15 protein-coding genes and 3 pseudogenes are annotated in these 17,804 nt (G+C 68.2%); 9 read left to right on the forward strand and 9 right to left on the reverse strand.

Translation table 11 applies throughout. The annotated features are described in order from the left end of the window. Positions 1-12: 12 nt before the first annotated feature. Positions 13-1,854: a recombinase family protein gene (locus tag PXH83_RS14940; protein WP_107426086.1), complete on the reverse strand. Its 1,842-nt coding sequence runs from the start codon at positions 1,852-1,854 to the stop codon at positions 13-15. A gap of 28 nt (positions 1,855-1,882) precedes the next feature. On the opposite strand from PXH83_RS14940, the pseudogene PXH83_RS14945 reads away from it, so the two are divergent. Together PXH83_RS14945 and PXH83_RS14950 are read left to right on the forward strand one after the other, a co-directional pair. Then, positions 1,883-2,620 (forward strand): annotated as a pseudogene (locus tag PXH83_RS14945) (pirin family protein); the annotation flags it as partial. Between the two features lie 102 nt (positions 2,621-2,722). Further along, positions 2,723-2,913, forward strand: a pseudogene (locus PXH83_RS14950) (DDE-type integrase/transposase/recombinase); the annotation flags it as partial. Positions 2,914-3,135: 222 nt separating this feature from the next. Here PXH83_RS14950 and PXH83_RS14955 read toward each other — a convergent pair. Then, positions 3,136-3,414, reverse strand: coding sequence for a hypothetical protein (locus tag PXH83_RS14955; protein WP_274560706.1), 279 nt, complete (start codon positions 3,412-3,414; stop codon positions 3,136-3,138). Between the two features lie 74 nt (positions 3,415-3,488). After that, on the reverse strand, positions 3,489-4,304 hold the full coding sequence (locus PXH83_RS14960) for a hypothetical protein (protein WP_274560707.1): 816 nt from the start codon (positions 4,302-4,304) through the stop codon (positions 3,489-3,491). 548 nt (positions 4,305-4,852) lie between these two features. Between PXH83_RS14960 and PXH83_RS14965 the strand changes: the two genes are divergently transcribed. The 4 genes from PXH83_RS14965 (at position 4,853) to PXH83_RS14980 (ending at position 7,080) form a co-directional block, all read left to right on the forward strand. Beyond that, positions 4,853-5,335, forward strand: a complete 483-nt coding sequence (locus tag PXH83_RS14965) for a hypothetical protein (RefSeq protein ID WP_274560709.1) — start codon at positions 4,853-4,855, stop codon at positions 5,333-5,335. Positions 5,336-5,556: 221 nt separating this feature from the next. After that, entirely contained in the window at positions 5,557-5,847 is a 291-nt protein-coding gene (locus PXH83_RS14970) for a hypothetical protein (RefSeq protein WP_274560711.1), read from the forward strand. Between the two features lie 318 nt (positions 5,848-6,165). Next, the gene (locus tag PXH83_RS14975; RefSeq protein ID WP_274560713.1) at positions 6,166-6,462 is read left to right on the forward strand and encodes a hypothetical protein; all 297 of its coding nucleotides are present in this window, start codon (positions 6,166-6,168) and stop codon (positions 6,460-6,462) included. Between the two features lie 318 nt (positions 6,463-6,780). Continuing rightward, positions 6,781-7,080, forward strand: a complete 300-nt coding sequence (locus tag PXH83_RS14980; RefSeq protein WP_274560715.1) for a hypothetical protein — start codon at positions 6,781-6,783, stop codon at positions 7,078-7,080. A gap of 173 nt (positions 7,081-7,253) precedes the next feature. On the opposite strand, the gene PXH83_RS14985 is transcribed toward PXH83_RS14980, so the two are convergent. From PXH83_RS14985 to PXH83_RS15000, 4 genes are all read right to left on the reverse strand, one after another. Further along, on the reverse strand, positions 7,254-7,595 hold the full coding sequence (locus PXH83_RS14985; RefSeq protein ID WP_274560717.1) for a hypothetical protein: 342 nt from the start codon (positions 7,593-7,595) through the stop codon (positions 7,254-7,256). A 503-nt stretch (positions 7,596-8,098) separates the two neighbouring features. After that, positions 8,099-8,380 (reverse strand): hypothetical protein, encoded by a 282-nt coding sequence (locus tag PXH83_RS14990; protein WP_274560718.1) that lies wholly within the window; start codon positions 8,378-8,380, stop codon positions 8,099-8,101. A gap of 499 nt (positions 8,381-8,879) precedes the next feature. Next, on the reverse strand, positions 8,880-9,230 hold the full coding sequence (locus tag PXH83_RS14995; RefSeq protein WP_274560719.1) for a hypothetical protein: 351 nt from the start codon (positions 9,228-9,230) through the stop codon (positions 8,880-8,882). A 493-nt stretch (positions 9,231-9,723) separates the two neighbouring features. After that, positions 9,724-9,966, reverse strand: a complete 243-nt coding sequence (locus tag PXH83_RS15000) for a hypothetical protein (protein WP_274560720.1) — start codon at positions 9,964-9,966, stop codon at positions 9,724-9,726. Between the two features lie 98 nt (positions 9,967-10,064). Between PXH83_RS15000 and PXH83_RS15005 the strand changes: the two are divergent. Both PXH83_RS15005 and PXH83_RS15010 read left to right on the forward strand, forming a co-directional pair. Next, positions 10,065-10,394: pseudogene (locus PXH83_RS15005) on the forward strand (pirin family protein); the annotation flags it as partial. Positions 10,395-10,495: 101 nt separating this feature from the next. Continuing rightward, complete coding sequence (locus PXH83_RS15010; RefSeq protein WP_274560721.1) at positions 10,496-11,602, forward strand: AI-2E family transporter; 1,107 nt, start codon at positions 10,496-10,498, stop codon at positions 11,600-11,602. Here PXH83_RS15010 and PXH83_RS15015 read toward each other — a convergent pair. Beyond that, positions 11,527-13,725, reverse strand: a complete 2,199-nt coding sequence (locus PXH83_RS15015; protein ID WP_274560722.1) for an ATP-binding SpoIIE family protein phosphatase — start codon at positions 13,723-13,725, stop codon at positions 11,527-11,529. The two genes, PXH83_RS15010 and PXH83_RS15015, sit on opposite strands and share 76 nt — an antisense overlap. A 156-nt stretch (positions 13,726-13,881) precedes the next feature. On the opposite strand from PXH83_RS15015, the gene aspS reads away from it, so the two are divergent. After that, positions 13,882-15,657 (forward strand): aspartate--tRNA ligase, encoded by a 1,776-nt coding sequence (gene aspS, locus PXH83_RS15020; protein WP_274560723.1) that lies wholly within the window; start codon positions 13,882-13,884, stop codon positions 15,655-15,657. A 76-nt stretch (positions 15,658-15,733) separates the two neighbouring features. On the opposite strand, the gene PXH83_RS15025 is transcribed toward aspS, so the two are convergent. Further along, a complete protein-coding gene (locus tag PXH83_RS15025; RefSeq protein ID WP_274560724.1) occupies positions 15,734-17,803 on the reverse strand; it encodes a hypothetical protein in 2,070 nt (689 codons plus the stop codon). Position 17,804 lies beyond the last annotated feature (1 nt).

Consider the following 17,804-nt stretch of genomic DNA (forward strand, 5'->3'; position numbering starts at 1 on the left):
CCGGGTGTCTCGCTACGCCGCTACGTCTTCCGTGCCGTCCTGGGCGTCGTCTTCGTCGTCGTCGGTCGGCGGCTTCGCCCACGTGATCGAAGCGCGCTTCTCGATGGGCGTTCCCTGCCCCCTGCCCGTAGTCGACTTCGTGACAACGATCTTGTCTACGAAGAGCCCGACGAACACGCGCTTGTCGTCTACTGACGCGCGCCCCCACCACGACTTAGGGCCGGTCGGGTCAGCGTCGGCGTCTTCGGGGAACCATTGGTCAAGGGGAAGCTTCGGGGCTTCGGCGGCTTCAAGTTCGGCAAGCCGCTCTTCCGCCCCTTGCTGCCGGAGCGTCAGCGCTGCCTGTTGCTTCCGGAAGTGCTTCCTGCCAACGGGTCCGTCGTACGCGCCTGCCGCGCGGTCTTCGTACAGCTCTTCAAGGGCGTTCAGGGCGTCGGCGCGCTCCGCAACAAGGTTCGCCCGTTCGCCGCTCTTCTCAGGCGCCTCAGTGAGCTTGCCGAAGCGTCGGGCGGCTTCCCACAGAAGCGCCAACGTCTCTTCGTCGCCTTCGGCGTGCCTGATCTTGTTGAAGATGCGTTCCGCAACGAACTTGTCGAGTGCCGCCATGCTGACGTTGCACGTGCCTTCGTGCTGCCCAGGTGCGGACGGGTCGACCACCTTCCGGCGACGGCAGCGGTAAGAGTCCTTGATCGATTCTTCCCCGCGCTTCGAAGTCATGACGGCGCCACACTCGCAGTACAGCTTGTCCATGGCGGACAGAATGGCTTGCCCCCGGGAAAGCCCCTTGCCGCGCCCCCTGCCGTCCAACCACGCCTGAAGCTCATACCACTCAGCGGGCTCGATGATCGGTCCGCAATCAAGCTCGACCGGCCGGAGCGTGATCGGGTCGCGCTGAATGCGGTAACCCTCAATCTTCGTGGTCGGCGTGCCGTCCGGCTTCTTCTTGTAGATCACCTCAGCGGCGAAGCCCGCAATACGCGGGTCCCGAAGGATTCGCATAACGGTTGCCGGGTCCCAGGCGCTTGAAGCGGTCTTCTTCCCAATCGTCTCGCCCCGGGTCGGCACGGCGTCAGCGTCCATGCGCTTACAAAGCCCCGTGATGCTGCCCGGGTGAATGGCGGCTTGACTGCCCGGCTTGAAGGGAAGGTGTTTGTGCGTCTTGATCTCACGCCACCACCACCGGATTACGTCGGGCTCGAACTCGAAGGGTCCGGTAAGGGGAGTGGTCGAGTGCGCAAGCTTGTTGATGACGACATTGACCATTCGGCCGTTGCGCGTGATCTCCTTCGTCTCCGAAACAAGCTCGAAGCCGTAAGGCGCCTTCCCGCCGACGTACCCGCCCAATTCGCGCTGAAGGTTCTTCGTGTCGAGAATCTTCGCCGACTTCAGCGAAGATTCTTTGTGCGACGCGTCGAGCCGCATAATCAGGTGAATCAGGTCCATGACGTTTCCCTGCCGGAAGACGCCTTCCTGAGTGGAAACAATCGTCACGCCCAGGGCGAGCAATTCCGAGACAATCGGAATCGCGTCCATGACCTTCAGGCGCGAGAAGCGCGACACGTCATAGACAATGATCATGTTGAGCCGCCCGGCGCGGCATTCGTTCAGGATGCGTTCGAACTCCGGGCGCTCCGCCGTCCCGAACGCCGACGTGCCCGGCGCTTCGCTGAAATGCCCGACGAACCTGAACCGGCCCCCGTCGCGCTCGACTTCGCGCTGAAGGTCGGCCGCCTTGTCTTCGTTGGCGCTACGCTGTGTCGCTGGGCTTGCTGCGCTCGAATTTTCGCGCTCGCGCGACTGACGGTCGTAAGCACCCGCGTACGTGTCCACCCCGGTCACAACCCCTTGTGTCATGTCGGCGACCCTACGCCCCCAACTGAGAGAACTCAAGGGCACCCCCTGGCACCCCCACCGCGGCTTCGAGACGGTCACGTACCTGATCGACGGCACCTTCGTCCACCAGGACAGCAACGGTGGCGGCGGCACCATCCAGAACGGCGACACCCAGTGGATGACCGCCGGGTCCGGCATCCTCCACATCGAGGCGCCGCCGGAGGCGCTGGTCACGTCCGGCGGGCTCTTCCACGGCCTCCAGCTGTGGGTGAACCTTCCCGCCAGCGACAAGATGATGGACCCCCGCTACCAGGACATCCGTGGCGGCCAGGTCCAGCTGCTCACCTCCCCCGACGGCGGAGCGCTGCTCCGGGTCATCGCCGGTGAGCTGGACGGCCACGAGGGCCCCGGCATCACCCACACCCCGATCACGATGATCCACGCCACGCTGGCCCCCGGGGCCGAGGTCACCCTGCCCTGGCGCGAGGACTTCAATGGTCTCGCGTACGTGCTGGCCGGGCGCGGCAGTGTCGGTGCGGAGCGCCGGCCCGTGCACACCGGTCAGACGGCCGTCTTCGGTGCCGGCTCCTCGCTGACCGTCCGCGCGGACGAGCGGCAGGACTCCAACACCCCGGCCCTGGAGGTGGTCATCCTGGGCGGGCAGCCGATCCGCGAGCCGATGGCGCACTACGGGCCGTTCGTGATGAACAGCCACGCCGAACTGGTCCAGGCTTTTGACGACTTCAAGGCGGGGCGGCTGGGAGAGGTGCCCGCAGACGAGTCCTAGGGGGACCGTACCCCGTTCCCGGCAAGGGGCTCTCGGCCAGGCACCTCGGCCCCTAGGGTCAGGTGATGCTGCTCAGACAAGAGGGCGGCGCCCGCGCCGGTCCTGATGAACAGGGACTCCACCGCGTCGGCGCTCAACACCAAGTGTGCGGCGACATCACGTACATAGCCGTCGGACCGACGTGGCTGTCTCTGGCCACGGTCATCGACATCTGCTCGCGCCGGATCGTGGGCTGGTCGATTGCCGACCACATGCGCGCCGAACTCCTCACCGATGCCAACGAGATGGCCGTCGGCTACGACAACGCCCTGGCTGAGTCGTTCTTGACGGCGGCACCGGTCGGACCTCTCATCACGTGTCCACGGAACCTCTCGGGCCCGGTGACACCACCCCCGGCCATCCGATCGCCAGGGGGAGCAGTCATGCCGGGCCCGAGAGGTCAGCGGCCCTCTTGCAGGACCGCGAAGAACATGAAGACGGGAGGGACTTGGGGGAGCAGCGTGTAGCGCGGCTGCTCAGAACGCCTGACTGTTGCAGCCCATGTCCGAACCGAGGTGGTTGGGCTGTGCACCCGGGTGGCCCTCGCCGTTGAGCGCGCCGCCCAGCAGGCCGTTGACGGCGCCGATGCTGCCGAGCACGTCGATGTTCATGTCGTGCGAACGACACTCGATGCCCTGCCTGACGTCGAAACCGTCGTGCCCCCGCTCGCCGTGTGCGAGGGCGGTGCCGGCGCCGAAGGATCCGACACCGCCGAGGACGGCGCCCACGATGACGGCCTTCTGAAGCTTGCGCATTTTTTCTCCGTTGATCGAGCGGACGTGATCTGCAGCAGATCGAGTTGGGACGGTGGACAACTGCGGGGAGGCCATCAGCCGAGTCGGGGCAGACCGAGTTGGCCCACGGGAGGCGACGCGACCTGTCCGAGGCCGAGCCCCGGTACCTGCGGCGGGCCGGCCGGCGTGATCAGCGGGTTGACGAGCGGGTTCACCTGAGGGTTCACCTGCGGGTTCACCTGAGGGGCGACACGCGGCGCGGGCTCCGGGTTGAAGACCTGAGGTGCGGCGACCTGCGGGGCGACCTGCGGCATGACCTGCGGCGACGTCTGCGGGGTGACCTGCGGCATGACCTGCGCCGGCGGTTGGGGGGCGGGCTGCTGCGGGGCGGAGTGCTGTGGGGCGTGTGGCGAGTTGGAGGCCTGCGCGAAGCCCCCCGACGAGGCCGAGGCGGAGGCGTAACCGCTCTGCTGCGGGGCGGGCGCCGGGGGAGCGGCCGGCTGCGGGGCGGGCGCCGGGGGAGCGGCCGGCTGCGGGGCGGGCGCCGGGGGAGCGGCCGGCTGCACCGGCTGGGGGTAGGACTGCGGATGGGCGACCTGTGCGGCGCCCGCCGAACCGGACGCTGCCGTGGCCTGCGGACCACTCGGCTGGGGCGCCGGGTACTGGGGAGCAGGTGCGGGGGCTGCGGCCTGGGGCGCCGGATAATAGGGAGCAGGTGCCGGGGCTGCGGCCTGGGGCGCTGGGTACTGGGGAGCAGGCACTGGGGCTGCGGCCTGGGGCGCCGGATAATAGGGAGCAGGCGCCGGAGCACCGCTGTACCCGGGAGAGTCGGCATGGCTGACGCCGACGCCGATGGCGGACAGACCGCCGGCCGCTGCTACGACGAGCGCGGCCTTGTGAAGCTTTCGCATGGAACCCTCGGCCCTTCAATACCTTGCAGGGAAATCCGTTGTATTCAGTGCAGTCTTGCGTGCGCCCAGCTGATATTCGTATTGCGCCCTAACAGGGGCAATCCTGGGCTGTCACGTGGACTTCACGCCGGAGCCGACAGCCCCTCTCTCAATTCATGATCGCTGCCCTCTCCCAGTTGGCAACGACATTTCCTCCGGCTCGGTCACGGGATCCAAAATTCCGTCACCCATTTGCCATCGATCGGATTACCGGTTTTTATTCCCGTCCGATGTGGCCCCGGTTGACCGGCAACCGCGGGTGAGTGAGGAATTGTCGCCCCGTCAAGAACGAGTGCGAGGCCCGCACTCCTCCGTTGATTCACGCCCTCTGGCAAATGGGTGACCAGGCCCCGGATCCCGTGACTGGGCCCGTACTTATCTCGTTCCCCACTGGGCTAGAACGATGGTCCATCACAGCCGCACAAGGAAGCAAAAACAGCAACAACTGCACTGGCTCATCAGCATTTCAGTACGTTCCATGCACAGGTCAATGAAGGGCCGAGGGTTCTATGCGCAAGTTTCAGCAGGTCGCGCTCGTCTTCGCAGCTGCCGGCGGTCTGTCCGCCATCGGCGCCGGTCCCGGTGTCGCCGCTCCCGCTGCATACAACGGTGCTGTTCCGCCACCCATTGGGCAGCAGGACGCCCAGGCCGCCTCGTGGACCAACTCGCAGGCCACCGCGCACACCAACGGCTTGCCTGCCGCGCAGCGGCAGGCAGCACCACAGCAGGGCGCCGACGTCAGCCCGCAGGTCAACCCCCAGCTGAGCCCCCAGATCAGCCCACAGGTCTCCCCCCAGCCGGCCCCGGCGCAGGGTGGTACCGGTGGTACCCCGCCGAACCAGAACAACCTCTTCCGTCCGGACCAGGAGTGCAGCCCGCAGTCCCTGCTCAACGCCAATGCCCCGGTTGCCCTACTCGCCGCCTCCGAGACCCGGGGCATCAACTGCACCCAGGCCAACAGCCAGTCGAACGCCCTCGCGAGCGCCCGCTAGGGCCGCCGGACGGCCGGACATCGACGCCCAGCACCGGCCCTTCGAGGATCGCCCCCAAGGGCCCGTTCGTATGCGATGGGGCTTCAGGATGCTTCCGGAACAAGATCACGAAATTCCGGCGTGCCGCAGGGTTTTTTGAGGGTATTTCGTACTAATCTTCCGTAACTGCACGAAGTCGATCTATTGCAGATCGCATTCAGCTCACTTCCACCGGAGATGACATGTACAAGCTTCGCAAGGCTGCCGTCCTGGTCGCTGCCCTCACCAGCGTCGGACTCCTGAGTGCCGGCACTGCCCAAGCCGACGGGGGTGGGCGCGGCGGCAAGGGTGGCGACCGCTTCAACATCCAGCAGAGCACCAACTGCAAGTCGCACGACCTGAACCTCGACATCCTCGGCCAGGTCGGGCTGCTCGGCGGCCTGCTGGGCAGCGCGCTCAACGGCGAGGGCGACCCGGGCAAGCAGGACACCCACATCGGTTCGACCATGGGCTGCAACAACACCGCCTTCTAGGCGCGTGACGGTCGCATAGACGGCCGAGAGCGGGAAAGTGGTCCCGGCACCGAGCCCCAGGCCCGGCGCCGGGGCCGTCTTTTGTATCGAAATGGCTATCCGATCGGCATCGTCGGCGGCGGCCGAGCCGCCGGGGCCAGGCGCCGATGTCGCGATTCGCTCACGCACGGTATTCCCCGACCATCGGCCAAGGTGGTGAGGATTCCCCGAATTCGGCGCGCCGCAGGGTGTTGTCGGGATATTTCTTATTAGCCTCCCGTAACTGTAGGAAGTCGATCTATTGCAGATCGCATTCACCTCACTTCCACCGGAGATGACATGTACAAGCTTCGCAAGGCTGCCGTCCTGGTCGCTGCCCTCACCAGCGTCGGACTCCTGAGTGCCGGCACTGCCCAAGCCGACCAGGGTGGGCACGGCCGCGGCGGCAAGGGTGGCGACCGCTTCAACATCAATCAGAGCTCCACCTGCAGGTCGCACGACCTGAACCTCGACATCCTCGGCCAGGTCGGGCTGCTCAACGGCGCGCTGGGCAGCGCGCTCAACGGCGAGGGCAACTCGGGCGCACAGGACACCCACATGGGTTCGACCATGGGCTGCAACAACAGCGCCTTCTAGGCGCGTGACGGTCGCATAGACGGCCGAGAGCGGGAAAGTGGTCCCGGCACCGAGCCCCAGGCCCGGCGCCGGGGCCGTCTTTTGTATCGAAATGGCTGTCCGAACGGCATCGTCGGCGGCGGCCGAGCCGCCGGGGCCAGGCGCCGATGTCGCGATTCGCTCACGGGGCACGGTATTTCCCGACCATCGGCCAGAGTGGTGAGGATTCCCGAATTCGGCGCGCCGCAGGGTGTTGTGGGGATATTTCTTATTAGCCTCCGTAATCGTAGGAAGTCGATCTATTGCAGATCGCATTCACCTCACTCCACCGGAGATGAAATGCACAAGCTCCGCAAGGCTGCCGTCCTGGTCGCTGCCCTCACCAGCGTCGGACTCCTGAGTGCCGGCACTGCCCACGCCGGGGGTTCGGGCGGCTGGGGTTCGGGCAAAGGCGGCAGTAGTTTCAACATCATGCAGAGCAGCACCTGCAGGTCGCACGACGCCAACATCGACGTCCTCGGTCAGGTCGGCATCCTCGGCGGCCTGGGCGGCAACCTGCTGAACGGCGAGGGCAACGCGGGCGCACAGCAGACCCACATGGGCTCGACCATGGGCTGCAACAACAGCGTCGGCAAGTAAGACAGAACCTTCCTCGGTGCCCCGGCCAGAGGCCGGGGCACCGAGGCCTTTATGTCGCCGGAAAGCCCTGTCCGATACGTCGAGGTACGGGACAGTTCCGGTCGAACGTCACCCCAGAAAGCCGAAATGCCGGACCGGGAGCGGATCCCGGTCCGGCATTCGCCGATCGCGCCTCAGAACTCGAAGTGTGGCCGCTTGAAGCCCTTGGGCAGCTGCGCTTTGTTGGAGCAGTCCAGAGCCGGCCCGACCTTCTTGGACCCCGTGCTCAGCGCGTTGTCCCTGGGCAAGCGCGGCCGGAAGGTCGTCGAGCATTCCTGCGTCTGCTTGATGACATACCTGCCGTGCTTGTCGGTGTGGACGATCTCGCTCTTGCTGATGCAGGTGGTTTCACCCACGGCGGAGGTCTTGCAATCGCCCGGGCGTTCACCGGCGTACGCCGGCGCGGCGCCGACGTAGATGACGGCGAGACTTCCGAGGAGCCCCGAGACGGTTGCGATCTTCTGCCGACTGAACATGTGCTGCGTTCCTTTGCAATCGAGGTCCGGGCGCCTGTGCCGTTGGGCGGCGTGCGCCCGAGCCTTGGAGAAGTCCGAACTACGGGACCCAGCGCCTGACGCGTCTTCAGCTGCGTCCGGCGACGGCATTGATGCAGCCCGGGCGCGCACCCTGGTGGGTTTGCTGCGCGTCCGGGCTGCCTTGCCGTTGAGGGTGTTGTCCAGCACACCGTTGAGCAGCCCGAGCTGATCCAGGACATGGGTTCAGATCGTGCGACTTGCATACGGTGCATACGACGACGGATGTTGATGCGCCTGTTGTGGTGCTTCGAGGCGATGTGCGACGCGATGGTCCGCGAGGCGGCAGGTTGCTGGGCCGACCAGTGTGCGGGCTGCGGCGCGACCACCTGCGAAGCGGCCTATGGGGCCCACCGCGGCGTGGAGTACGGAGCCACTCGCCCCGCGACCGCTGCGGCTACGACCGCAGCCCGCTGAAGCGTGCGCATCGAGCCATCGGCGCTTCTTTACATGTGGCCCTCCGGACCACCGTGACCGTGCGGACCACCGTGACCGTGCTCCGGCGTGAAGCTGACACCGTTCTGCGGAGCGAACCACGGAGCCCCGTGCGGGCCGCCGTGCGGGTGACCGTGCGGGGCGCCCCAGTTGGCCACGGCGTTGGCCTGCGAGGAAGCAATCGCGGTGACCCCACCGTCGTAGCCGTCGTTGGCGAAGCTGACGCCGGCGCCCAGAGTGGACAGCCCCGCGATCGCTGCGGCTACAACTGCGGCCCGCTGAAACTTGCGCATAGTTTGACCCTTTCTTAGCTGGGCGTGATGCCCTTGCTTGACTACTTAATGTGAGCATATACACACGAAACGTAGTCATTTGGGATCTTGGGCCCTTCTATGCGCCGTGTCGGCTTATGGCGAGGCACCCTTCCTCCGCTCCTCCACGGACTTGAAGGGGGATGAGGGGGCTGGTAATGCGGTTGATCGTGGGCTCACCGTTCTCTCCTTGAAACGACGCTTCCCCGGGGCCGAGTCACGGGCGGTGAGGGGCCGTCACCCGTTTGCCCGCCGACGCGCGCCATGCGCGGTCCTGGAATGCACGGTGTCAGGGCGGCCGCACATGGTGTCAGGTCGGCCGGTCGGAGGGACTGACGTTCCGCCCTTCTTTGGCCGTATGAGCTGCGCGAGCGTGCACTCGCGTAGACGCGGAAGCAGCGGATGGCCGGCCCAGGTTGCCCCGGTCCGGCCATCCGCTGCTTGAAAGGTGAGGAAGGTGTCGGAAGGTCCCGCCCGGGGCTCAGGTCAGCAGGCCAGGCAGGTCCAGACCGTTGTCACTGTTGTCGGGTGCCGACGTCGTGTTGGGGGCACAGGTGACCTCGGGCCCGATCCGCTTCTTCCCCTTGTTCACAATGCCGATGACGGGAAGCGACAAGGGCTGCAGTGGCACACAGCTCTGCGTCTGGCGGACGACGAACCCGTCACCCTCGGGCGTGCCGACGGTCCGTTGGATGCAGGTGGTGTTGCCCTGACTGTCGACAGTGCAGGTGCCCTGGGTGCCTGCGGCATACGCCTGGATGCCGCAGGTGCAGGTCACGACGAGGCTGCCAAGAAGCCCCGAGACGGCCACGATCTTCTTCCTACTGAACATGTGATGCGTTTCCTTTGTGGGGGGTGCCCCAGGCGCCGTGCGCCGCGAACCGGCCACGCCGGGCCCTGGGGATGTCGGAGAGACGGGCTCCGGCGTCCGACCCATGTCCCGGACGTTCGGGTCCGTTTCGCTTACGAAGTGAAGGGCTGACGTGCTGAAGGCACTGTTGCCGCAGGCGGTACCGGCGCCGAGGAATGCGACGCTGCCGAGGGCGACTGCCGCGACGTCCACCGTGCGAAGCATGTGCGCATCGTCTTCAGCGATTTGAACGAACGGATGCGATCTGTGATTGACCGGCTCCTTATGGCTACGGGCAAGCCAATCCGAAATGCCGGCAACCGACCATCGACGCGCCGGATTTCAAAGCCGTCGCGAACGCATGCAGGCCGGAGGAGCAGCCTCGCGCTCCGGGCGGCCACACGTGAACGGGCCCCTTCGGGGGGTGACCCCGAGGGGCTCGCGGAAAGCATCGTGCACGATTACGCCGCCGACCTCAGTGAGTGAAGGCCTTGTTGTACTGGCCGCAGGTGGTGTCGAAGGTCTCGGCGAGACCGAGCGCGGCGATCGGGAGGTCGCTCTGGGCCACCGTCTGCGGACTGCACTCCTGGTAGGGGCGGTAGAGGTCGGTCACCCGCGGCCCGCCGTCATGGGCGTAGGCGGTACCGGCGGCGGCGCCGACGGCGGACAGACCGCCGGCCGCCACCGCTGCGATCATGGCCTGCTGAAACTTACGCATGGAACCCCGGTCCTTCATTTCCTGTACGTTGAGGCTGATTGCCTACCGTGACGGAACGAACACTAGCAGTAGTCGTCCGGGGGATTCCATGCTGGTGGATGCAGGTGTGGGTGAACCTGTCGGCCAAGGGCAAGAAGATGGCGCCGAAGTGCCAGGACATCCGCGACGGCAACATGCAGCTGCTGACGTTTCCGGACGGCGGTGCGCTCCTGCGTGTCATCGCCGGCGAGCTGGACGGCCGCCAGGGTCCCGGCATGACCCACACCCCGATCACCATGATCCACGCGACGCCGGCGCCGGATGCGGAGATCACGCTGCCGTGGCGTGAGGACTTCAACCGCGTCGCGTACGTGCTGGCGGGGCGGGGCTCGGTGGGAGCGGAGCGCCGCCCGGTCCACCTGGTCCAGACGGCGGTCTTCGGCGCCGGTGAACAGCCACGCCGGCGCCCAAAGCGCCCCACGGGCTGGACTCTCACTCGGGCGGGTCCCCACCAAGGGCCCCGCCCCGGCGGGCGTGGTCGGGTGGGGACGTGGTCCCGACCCGAACACCCCTCCTGCCCGACTTCGCCCGGCGCATCGCCGCCTGGTGCGCCGTCGTGCTGCTCGTCAGCGGGGTCATCGCCGTGGGGGTCGCGCTGTGCGTCACTTTCCAGGCCGCCGTGACGCCCGTACTCATCGCCATCCTCGGCGCCGCGCTCCTCGGACCCCTCCACCGCCGCCTCATCAAGATGAAGGTCCAGCGGTCGCTCGCGGCCGGGCTGACCTGTGTCGCCGTGGTCGCCGCCGTCGGCGGGGCCGCATACATCATCGTCCGCGCGCTGATCGACAGCGGCGACCAGATCATCGCCTCCGTCAAGCGAGCGGCCACCGATGTCGTCGAACGCTTCGGCGCCAGGGGGACCTCCCTGGACGACATGTCGTCCAGCCTCAAGGAACTCGTCTCCAAGTTCGGCGGAACCGCCGCCTCCGGCGTGATCACGGGGATCGGCATTGTCGGCGGCGTCATCGGCACCGCCGTTCTCGCGCTGCTGCTGATCTTCTTCTTCCTGCGGGACTCGGACCGCGCCGCCGACGCTCTGCGCTCGCTCGGGCCGCCCTCCGCCGGTGACACCGTCGAGGCGGTGGCCCGGCGGGCGTACCAGGCGGTCGAGGGCTTCATGCGCGGGACCACGTTCATCGCGCTCATCGACGCCGTCTGCATCACCGTCGGGCTGCTCGTGCTGCGCGTGCCCGGCGCGGTCGGGCTCGGCGCGCTGGTCTTCATGGGGGCGTACATCCCCTACCTCGGCGCGTTCCTCTCCGGCGCCGTCGCCGTCCTCGTCGCGTTCGCCGACCGGGGGTTCGCGATCGCGGTGTGGGTGCTGGCGGTGGTCCTCGCCGTACAGGTGCTGGAGGGGCACGTCCTCCAGCCGGTGATCCAGAGCCGTACGGTCCAGATGCACCCGGCGGTGGTGATGCTGGCCATCACGGCGGGGGCGTCCGTCGCCGGGATTCTCGGCATGCTGCTCGCCGTACCGGCCACCGCGGCCGCCTTCGGGGTGATCGCCGAGATCCGGTCGCGCTACGAAGCCGGGCCTGCGGAGCCGCCTCCGAACCCCGCAGAAACTCCCGAACCCCCGGAAGCGCCCGCCTCGTAGAGCTCGAACCAGATGCACTTGCCGTCGCCCCTGGGGTCCACCCCCCACGTGTCCGCGAGCATCTCCATCAGCACCAGGCCACGCCCGCTGGACGCCATCTCGCCGGGGCGCCGCTTGTGCGGCAGTTCGTCGCTGGCGTCCGCCACCTCGACCCTGAGCCGGCGCTCGCCCGGCTCGCCCGTCGCCTCGACGACGAGCAGCGCGTCCCCGTCGGTGTGGACCAGGACGTTGGTGACCATCTCGGAGACCATGAGCACGCCCGCGTCGACCTGCTCCTCGTCCGCCCAGTCGTGCAGCAGGTCCCGCAGCTGCTGCCGGGCGACCGCGATACGTTCCGGCTCGGCCTGGGCCACGGTCATCGCGGTACGCCGGGCGGGCGCGAGCAGCGTCGTCGACGAGCCCGCCCCGCAGCCGCATCCCGCGCCTTCGCGGCAGAGCAGCAGCAGTGCGATGTCGTCCTCGCGGCGGTCCACGAGGGGGCCGGTGGTGTGGTGCGAGGAGGGGCCGTGGACGGCGGCGACCAGGGCGTCGGCGAGCTTCTCCAGGTTGTCGCCCGAGTGCTCCTCCATGATCCTGCGGAGCCTGGCCCATCCCGTGTCGAGATCATGGCCGCCGGTCTCTATGAGCCCGTCCGTACAGATCATGATCGTCTCGCCGGGTTCGAGGACGAGCCGCGTCGTCGGATAGTCCGTGTCCGGGTCGATGCCCAGCGGCAGCCCGCCCGCGGTGGGCCGAACCAGCACCGTCCCGTCGCTCATCCGTACCGCCGGGTCGGGGTGGCCGGCGCGGGCGATGTCGAGGAGGCCGGTCGCGGGGTCGGCTTCGATGTAGAGGCAGGTCGCGAAGCGCGGACTGGAGTGGTCGCCGGGGCTGTAGGTGTCCGCCCCGGGAAGATCGTGCAGCCCGTGCAGGAAGCGGGAGGCGCGGGACAGGACGGCGTCGGGACGGTGCCCCTCGGAGGCGTACGCCCGCAGCGCGATCCGCAGCTGGCCCATCAGCCCGGCCGCCCGTACGTCGTGCCCCTGTACGTCGCCGATGACCAGCGCGATGCGCCCGCTGGGCAGCGGGATCATGTCGTACCAGTCGCCGCCGACCTGGAGCCCGCCGCCGGTCGGGACGTACCGCGCGGCGACCGTCATTCCGGGGATCTCCGGGCCCAGCGTCGGCATCATCGACCGCTGGAGGCCCTGCGACAGCTCGCGCTCGGTCTCGGCCACTCCGGCCCGCGCGAGGGCCTGCGCGACCATCCTGGCGACCGTGGTCAGGACGGAGCGCTCGTCGGGGGTGAAGGCCACGGGGTGCGCGAAGCCCGCCATCCAGGCGCCCAGGGTGCTGCCGGCCACGGTCAGCGGGACAAAGGCCCACGACCGGGGTGACCGGGGAGCGCGCGGTGTGCGGGGTTCTGTGTCCGCGGCGAGGGGGCGGCCCGCGGGGTAGCGGCGGCTGTACTCCTCGGGTGACGGGAGGTAGATGGCCCGCCCGGTACGTACGACCTCGGCCGCCGGATGGTCCGTACCCAGCAGCATGTCGGCGAACGGAGGGTCTTCCTCGGGGCTGTAACCGTGCTGCCCTATGACCGTGATCCGGCCGCCCGACGAGCCGAAGACCGCGAGGCTGTCCGGCGAGAATCCCGGCATCGACAGGGACGCGGCGACCCGCAGCACCTCGGCGGTGGACCGGGCCTCGGCCAGCGCGCGGCCCGCGTCGAGCAGGAACGCCTCGCGGGAGCGGCGCCAGTCGCCGGTGACGGGGGTGTGGGCGGCGGTGCCGGGCTGGGGTTCGGCGACCTCCTGGATGGTGCCGAACAGCTGGTAGTCGCTGCCGTCGACGACCGGCTTGGAGCGGCTGCGTACGGTCCTGAGCAGCCGCCCTTCCACATCCATGATGCGGAGCCTGGCCTCGGCGAGGGTGCCTTCGGCGACCGCGAGATTCACGACCCCGTTGATCTCGTTCCAGTCGACGGGATGAAAACGGGAGCGTACGGCCGCCTCGGGCAGGCACACCTTCTCGGCGGGCAGCCCGAGCAGCCGGGCGGCCTCCGCGTCGAGCGTGACCGTCCCGGATGCGTTGTCCCAGCGCCACAGGCCGGTCGCGACGGCGGCCAGGATGTCCTCGGTACGCATTGGTTCATCTTTACAGGTCGCGGCCGGTCCGGCCTCTGCGGGCCTTGGAGGGCCTTGGAGAGCCTCCGAAGGCCTTGCAAAGAAAAGGGTGTGCGCCTGGGCGGTAACCTGGGGTGGCTGTGACAACCCCGAATCCCGAAGGCTGGATGAACGACGATGCATCGGTACAGGTCCCACACCTGCGGCGAACTCCGCGCCTTTGACGTCGCCGCAGACGTCCGGCTGAGCGGCTGGCTGCACAATCGCCGAGACCTGGGCGGCATCCTCTTCATCGATCTGCGCGATCACTACGGCATCACGCAGCTCGTCGCCCGGCCCGGCACCCCCGCGTACGAGGCCCTCGACAAGGTGAACAAGGAGTCGGTCGTCCGCGTCGACGGCAAGGTCGTCTCGCGCGGCGCCGACAACGTGAACCCCGAGCTGCCCACCGGCGAGATCGAGGTCGAGGTCTCCACGGTCGAGCTGCTGGGCGCCGCGCAGCAGCTGCCGTTCCAGATCAACACCGACGACGGGGTGGGCGAGGAGCGGCGTCTTGAGTACCGCTTCCTCGACCTGCGCCGCGAGCGCATGCACCGCAACATCATGCTGCGTACGGCCGTCATCTCGGCCATCCGGCACAAGATGACGGCGCTGGGCTTCAACGAGATGGCGACCCCGATCCTGACGGCGACGTCCCCCGAGGGCGCCCGCGACTTCGTGGTGCCGTCCCGCCTGAACCCGGGCAAGTTCTACGCGCTGCCGCAGGCGCCGCAGCAGTTCAAGCAGCTGCTGATGATCTCGGGCTTCGACCGCTACTTCCAGATCGCGCCGTGCTTCCGCGACGAGGACGCCCGCGCCGACCGCTCGCCGGGCGAGTTCTACCAGCTCGACGTGGAGATGAGCTTCGTCGAGCAGGAGGACGTCTTCCAGCCGATCGAGAAGCTGATGACCGAGCTCTTCGAGGAGTTCGGCAACGGCCGCCACGTCACGTCGCCGTTCCCGCGGATCCCGTTCCGCGAGGCGATCATGAAGTACGGAAACGACAAGCCGGACCTGCGCGCCCAGCTCGAACTCGTCGACATCTCGGACGTGTTCGAGGGCTCGGAGTTCAAGGCCTTCGCAGGCAAGCACGTCCGCGCGCTGCCCGTGCCGGACACGGCGGGCCAGTCGCGGAAGTTCTTCGACGGCCTCGGCGACTACGCCGTCGAGCACGGCGCGAAGGGCCTGGCCTGGGTGCGCGTCGGCGAGAAGGGCGAACTGACCGGCCCGATCGCCAAGTTCCTCACCGAGGAGAACGTCAAGGTTCTCACCGAGCGTCTGTCGCTGGCCCCCGGCCACGCGATCTTCTTCGGCGCGGGCGAGTTCGACGAGGTCTCCAAGATCATGTCGGCGGTCCGTGTCGAGGCCGCCAAGCGCGCCGGCCACTTCGAGGAGGGCGTCTTCCGGTTCTGCTGGATCGTCGACTTCCCGATGTACGAGGCGGACGAGGACACCGGGAAGATCGACTTCTCGCACAACCCGTTCTCCATGCCGCAGGGCGGCCTGGAGGCCCTTGAGACCCAGGACCCGCTGGACATTCTTGGCTGGCAGTACGACATCGTCTGCAACGGGGTCGAGCTGTCCTCCGGTGCCATCCGGAACCACGAGCCCGAGATCATGTTCAAGGCGTTCGAGATCGCGGGCTACTCGAAGGAGACCGTCGAGCGCGAGTTCGCGGGCATGCTCCGCGCCTTCCAGTTCGGCGCCCCGCCGCACGGCGGCATCGCCCCGGGCATCGACCGCATCGTGATGCTGCTGGCCGACGAGCCGAACATCCGCGAGACGATCGCCTTCCCGCTCAACGGCAACGCGCAGGACCTGATGATGGGTGCGCCGACCGTGCTGGAGGAGGCGCGTCTGCGGGAGCTGAACATCTCGCTGCGCAAGCCGCCGGCCGCCAAGTCCGGCGAGTAGTTACGAGCTGTGCTTGAAAGAAGGCCCCCGTACCGCGCGCGGTACGGGGGCCTTCTCGTCCCGGATTCGCTCCGGTTCAGCCGATCGATTCGGCTTCTGCCTCGGTCTCGGTCTCGGCCTCGAACCCGGTCCGGCGCTGGCCCGGGATGCCCGGGAGGAGGCGGCGCGTCATGTGATCGCGGCGGTCGTCGGCCTTGGCGCACAGGGCGAGGGCGGCCGCGTTGAAGCGGACCAGGGAGGGCGGATCGGACGGGCCGAGGAGGTGCTCCTTCAGCTCGGCGCGGGCCTGCTTGTACGGGTCCTTCTCCGGGGCGCGTACGGACTCCAGGAGCTCCGGGATGCCGGACGCGTCCGGGGTGAGGACGGCGGCGGCCCGTACGGTCGGGAAGGCGGCACGGAACTCCTCCTCCGGCATGCCGGAGGTGTTGGCCACGGCGTACGGCTTCTCGCTGTGCAGGTAGTCCGAGACGACGCTCGACACATCGCTGATCAGCAGGTCGGCCTGGTTGAAGCAGCTGTAGATGCCGGGGCGCGCGGTGACGACGATCTGGTGCTCCCACTCGGGGAACGACGCCCAGTAGGCCGCCTCCCAGGCCTCCGTGGCCGCCGCGACGACCGCCGCGCGGTCCTCCTCGGGCGTGCCCTGCCGCATCATCCGCTCCAGCTCGTCCGCGCCGGTGCGGAAGTCGCTGCTGGTGAGCCGGTCGAGCTCGGCCGTGCGGCGGGCGAGTTCGGCAACGGCCCCGAGGTCGGGGCGGGGGCCTGAGCGCCCGGCGGCGGCCTCGGCGATCATCGCCCGGATGCGCCGGTCGGCGGCGCCGGCCTCGGGGTCGACGGAGCCGGTCATCGGGTGCGGCTTGTACAGCAGCCGTACGCCGTCGTCGTCCAGGAGCGCGCGGACGAGGTTCTCGCCGGCCAGGACGACCGAGGTGTTGCCGGGGTTGCCGTCCCAGCCTTCCCAGGTGGGCGCGTACAGCACAGTCGTGTACGTGCCCTCGGGGGCGCCCGTCCAGGGCTGGATCGGGGCCAGCTGGGGGCGGCCCACCTCCACCACGTCCTTGTCCGCGACGCCTATCTCGGCGAGCTGGTAGCGCTCGCGCGCGGCCGGGCCGGCCACCCAGACCTCGTCGTACGCCTTGGCATACGGGTTGCAGCTGGAGAGCTTGTCGCTCTCGCCGTGGTTGGTGAAGGCGTGCTTGATGGAGGGGATGCGCAGGACCTGGGACGTCTTGCCGGAGTTCGCCGGGTGCAGCATCATCCGCAGCGTCGAGTCCTCGAGGGCGAACATGTGCGCGACTTTGGGGATGCAGATGATCGGCACGTCCGTGGCCTGGATTTTCTGCACCATGAAGCGCTCACGCAGCACGATGAGCGGCTTGCCGTCCAGCGCGGACAGCGTGGAGAGCCACATGTTCGCCTGGTACGCGGAGGTGGTGCCGCCGGAGAAGTACATGGCCACCGTCGGCCGGTACTCCGCCAGCCAGCCGTCCAGCCACTCCAGGGCCTGCTCATTGTTCGCGGGCCGCTTCTTCGGCAGCAGCCAGGTGGCCAGACGGGCGGTGCCGACGGCCATCAGCACGATGGAGACACCGACGCCGACAGCGCCGGCGTACACGTCACCGGTGACCGCCGTGACCAGCAGGCCCGTGGTGGCGGGCACCGAGAAGGTCAGCAGCCGGTGGCCCGGGCGGCGGGCCAGGATCCGCGGCGGAGCGGCGGAGGGCCGCAGCGCCGAGGCGTCGATGTTGCGGGTGACGAGAGGCAGCGTGCGGGTGCGCCGGACCAGTACGGCGACCGCCTGGCAGGCGAAATGCAGTCCGTAGACGCAGAGCAGCGCGCTCGTCAGCGGGGCTTGCTCACGCAACGGGTGGACGTCGTCGATGCGCAGCAGGCCGACCACGATCAGCATGTCGCGCAGCAGCTGCCGGACGGTGACGTCGAAGCGGACCTTGTTCAGCATCGAGAGCAGCAGGGGCTGTCTGTGCTGCAGATACAGATCGAGTGCGAGGCCTGCGGCGGAGGCGACGACGAACATCGGAAGCCAGGCCAGCAGCGCGCTGACCAGCTGGGCTGTGAATGCCGCGAACATCGCGAGCAGCGCGGACAGCTGCATGATGCGGCGTGGGATGCGTCCGGCAAAGGGCACG

The organism is Streptomyces spiramyceticus, from assembly GCF_028807635.1.
In the GTDB taxonomy this organism is placed as follows: Bacteria; Actinomycetota; Actinomycetes; order Streptomycetales; family Streptomycetaceae; genus Streptomyces; species Streptomyces spiramyceticus.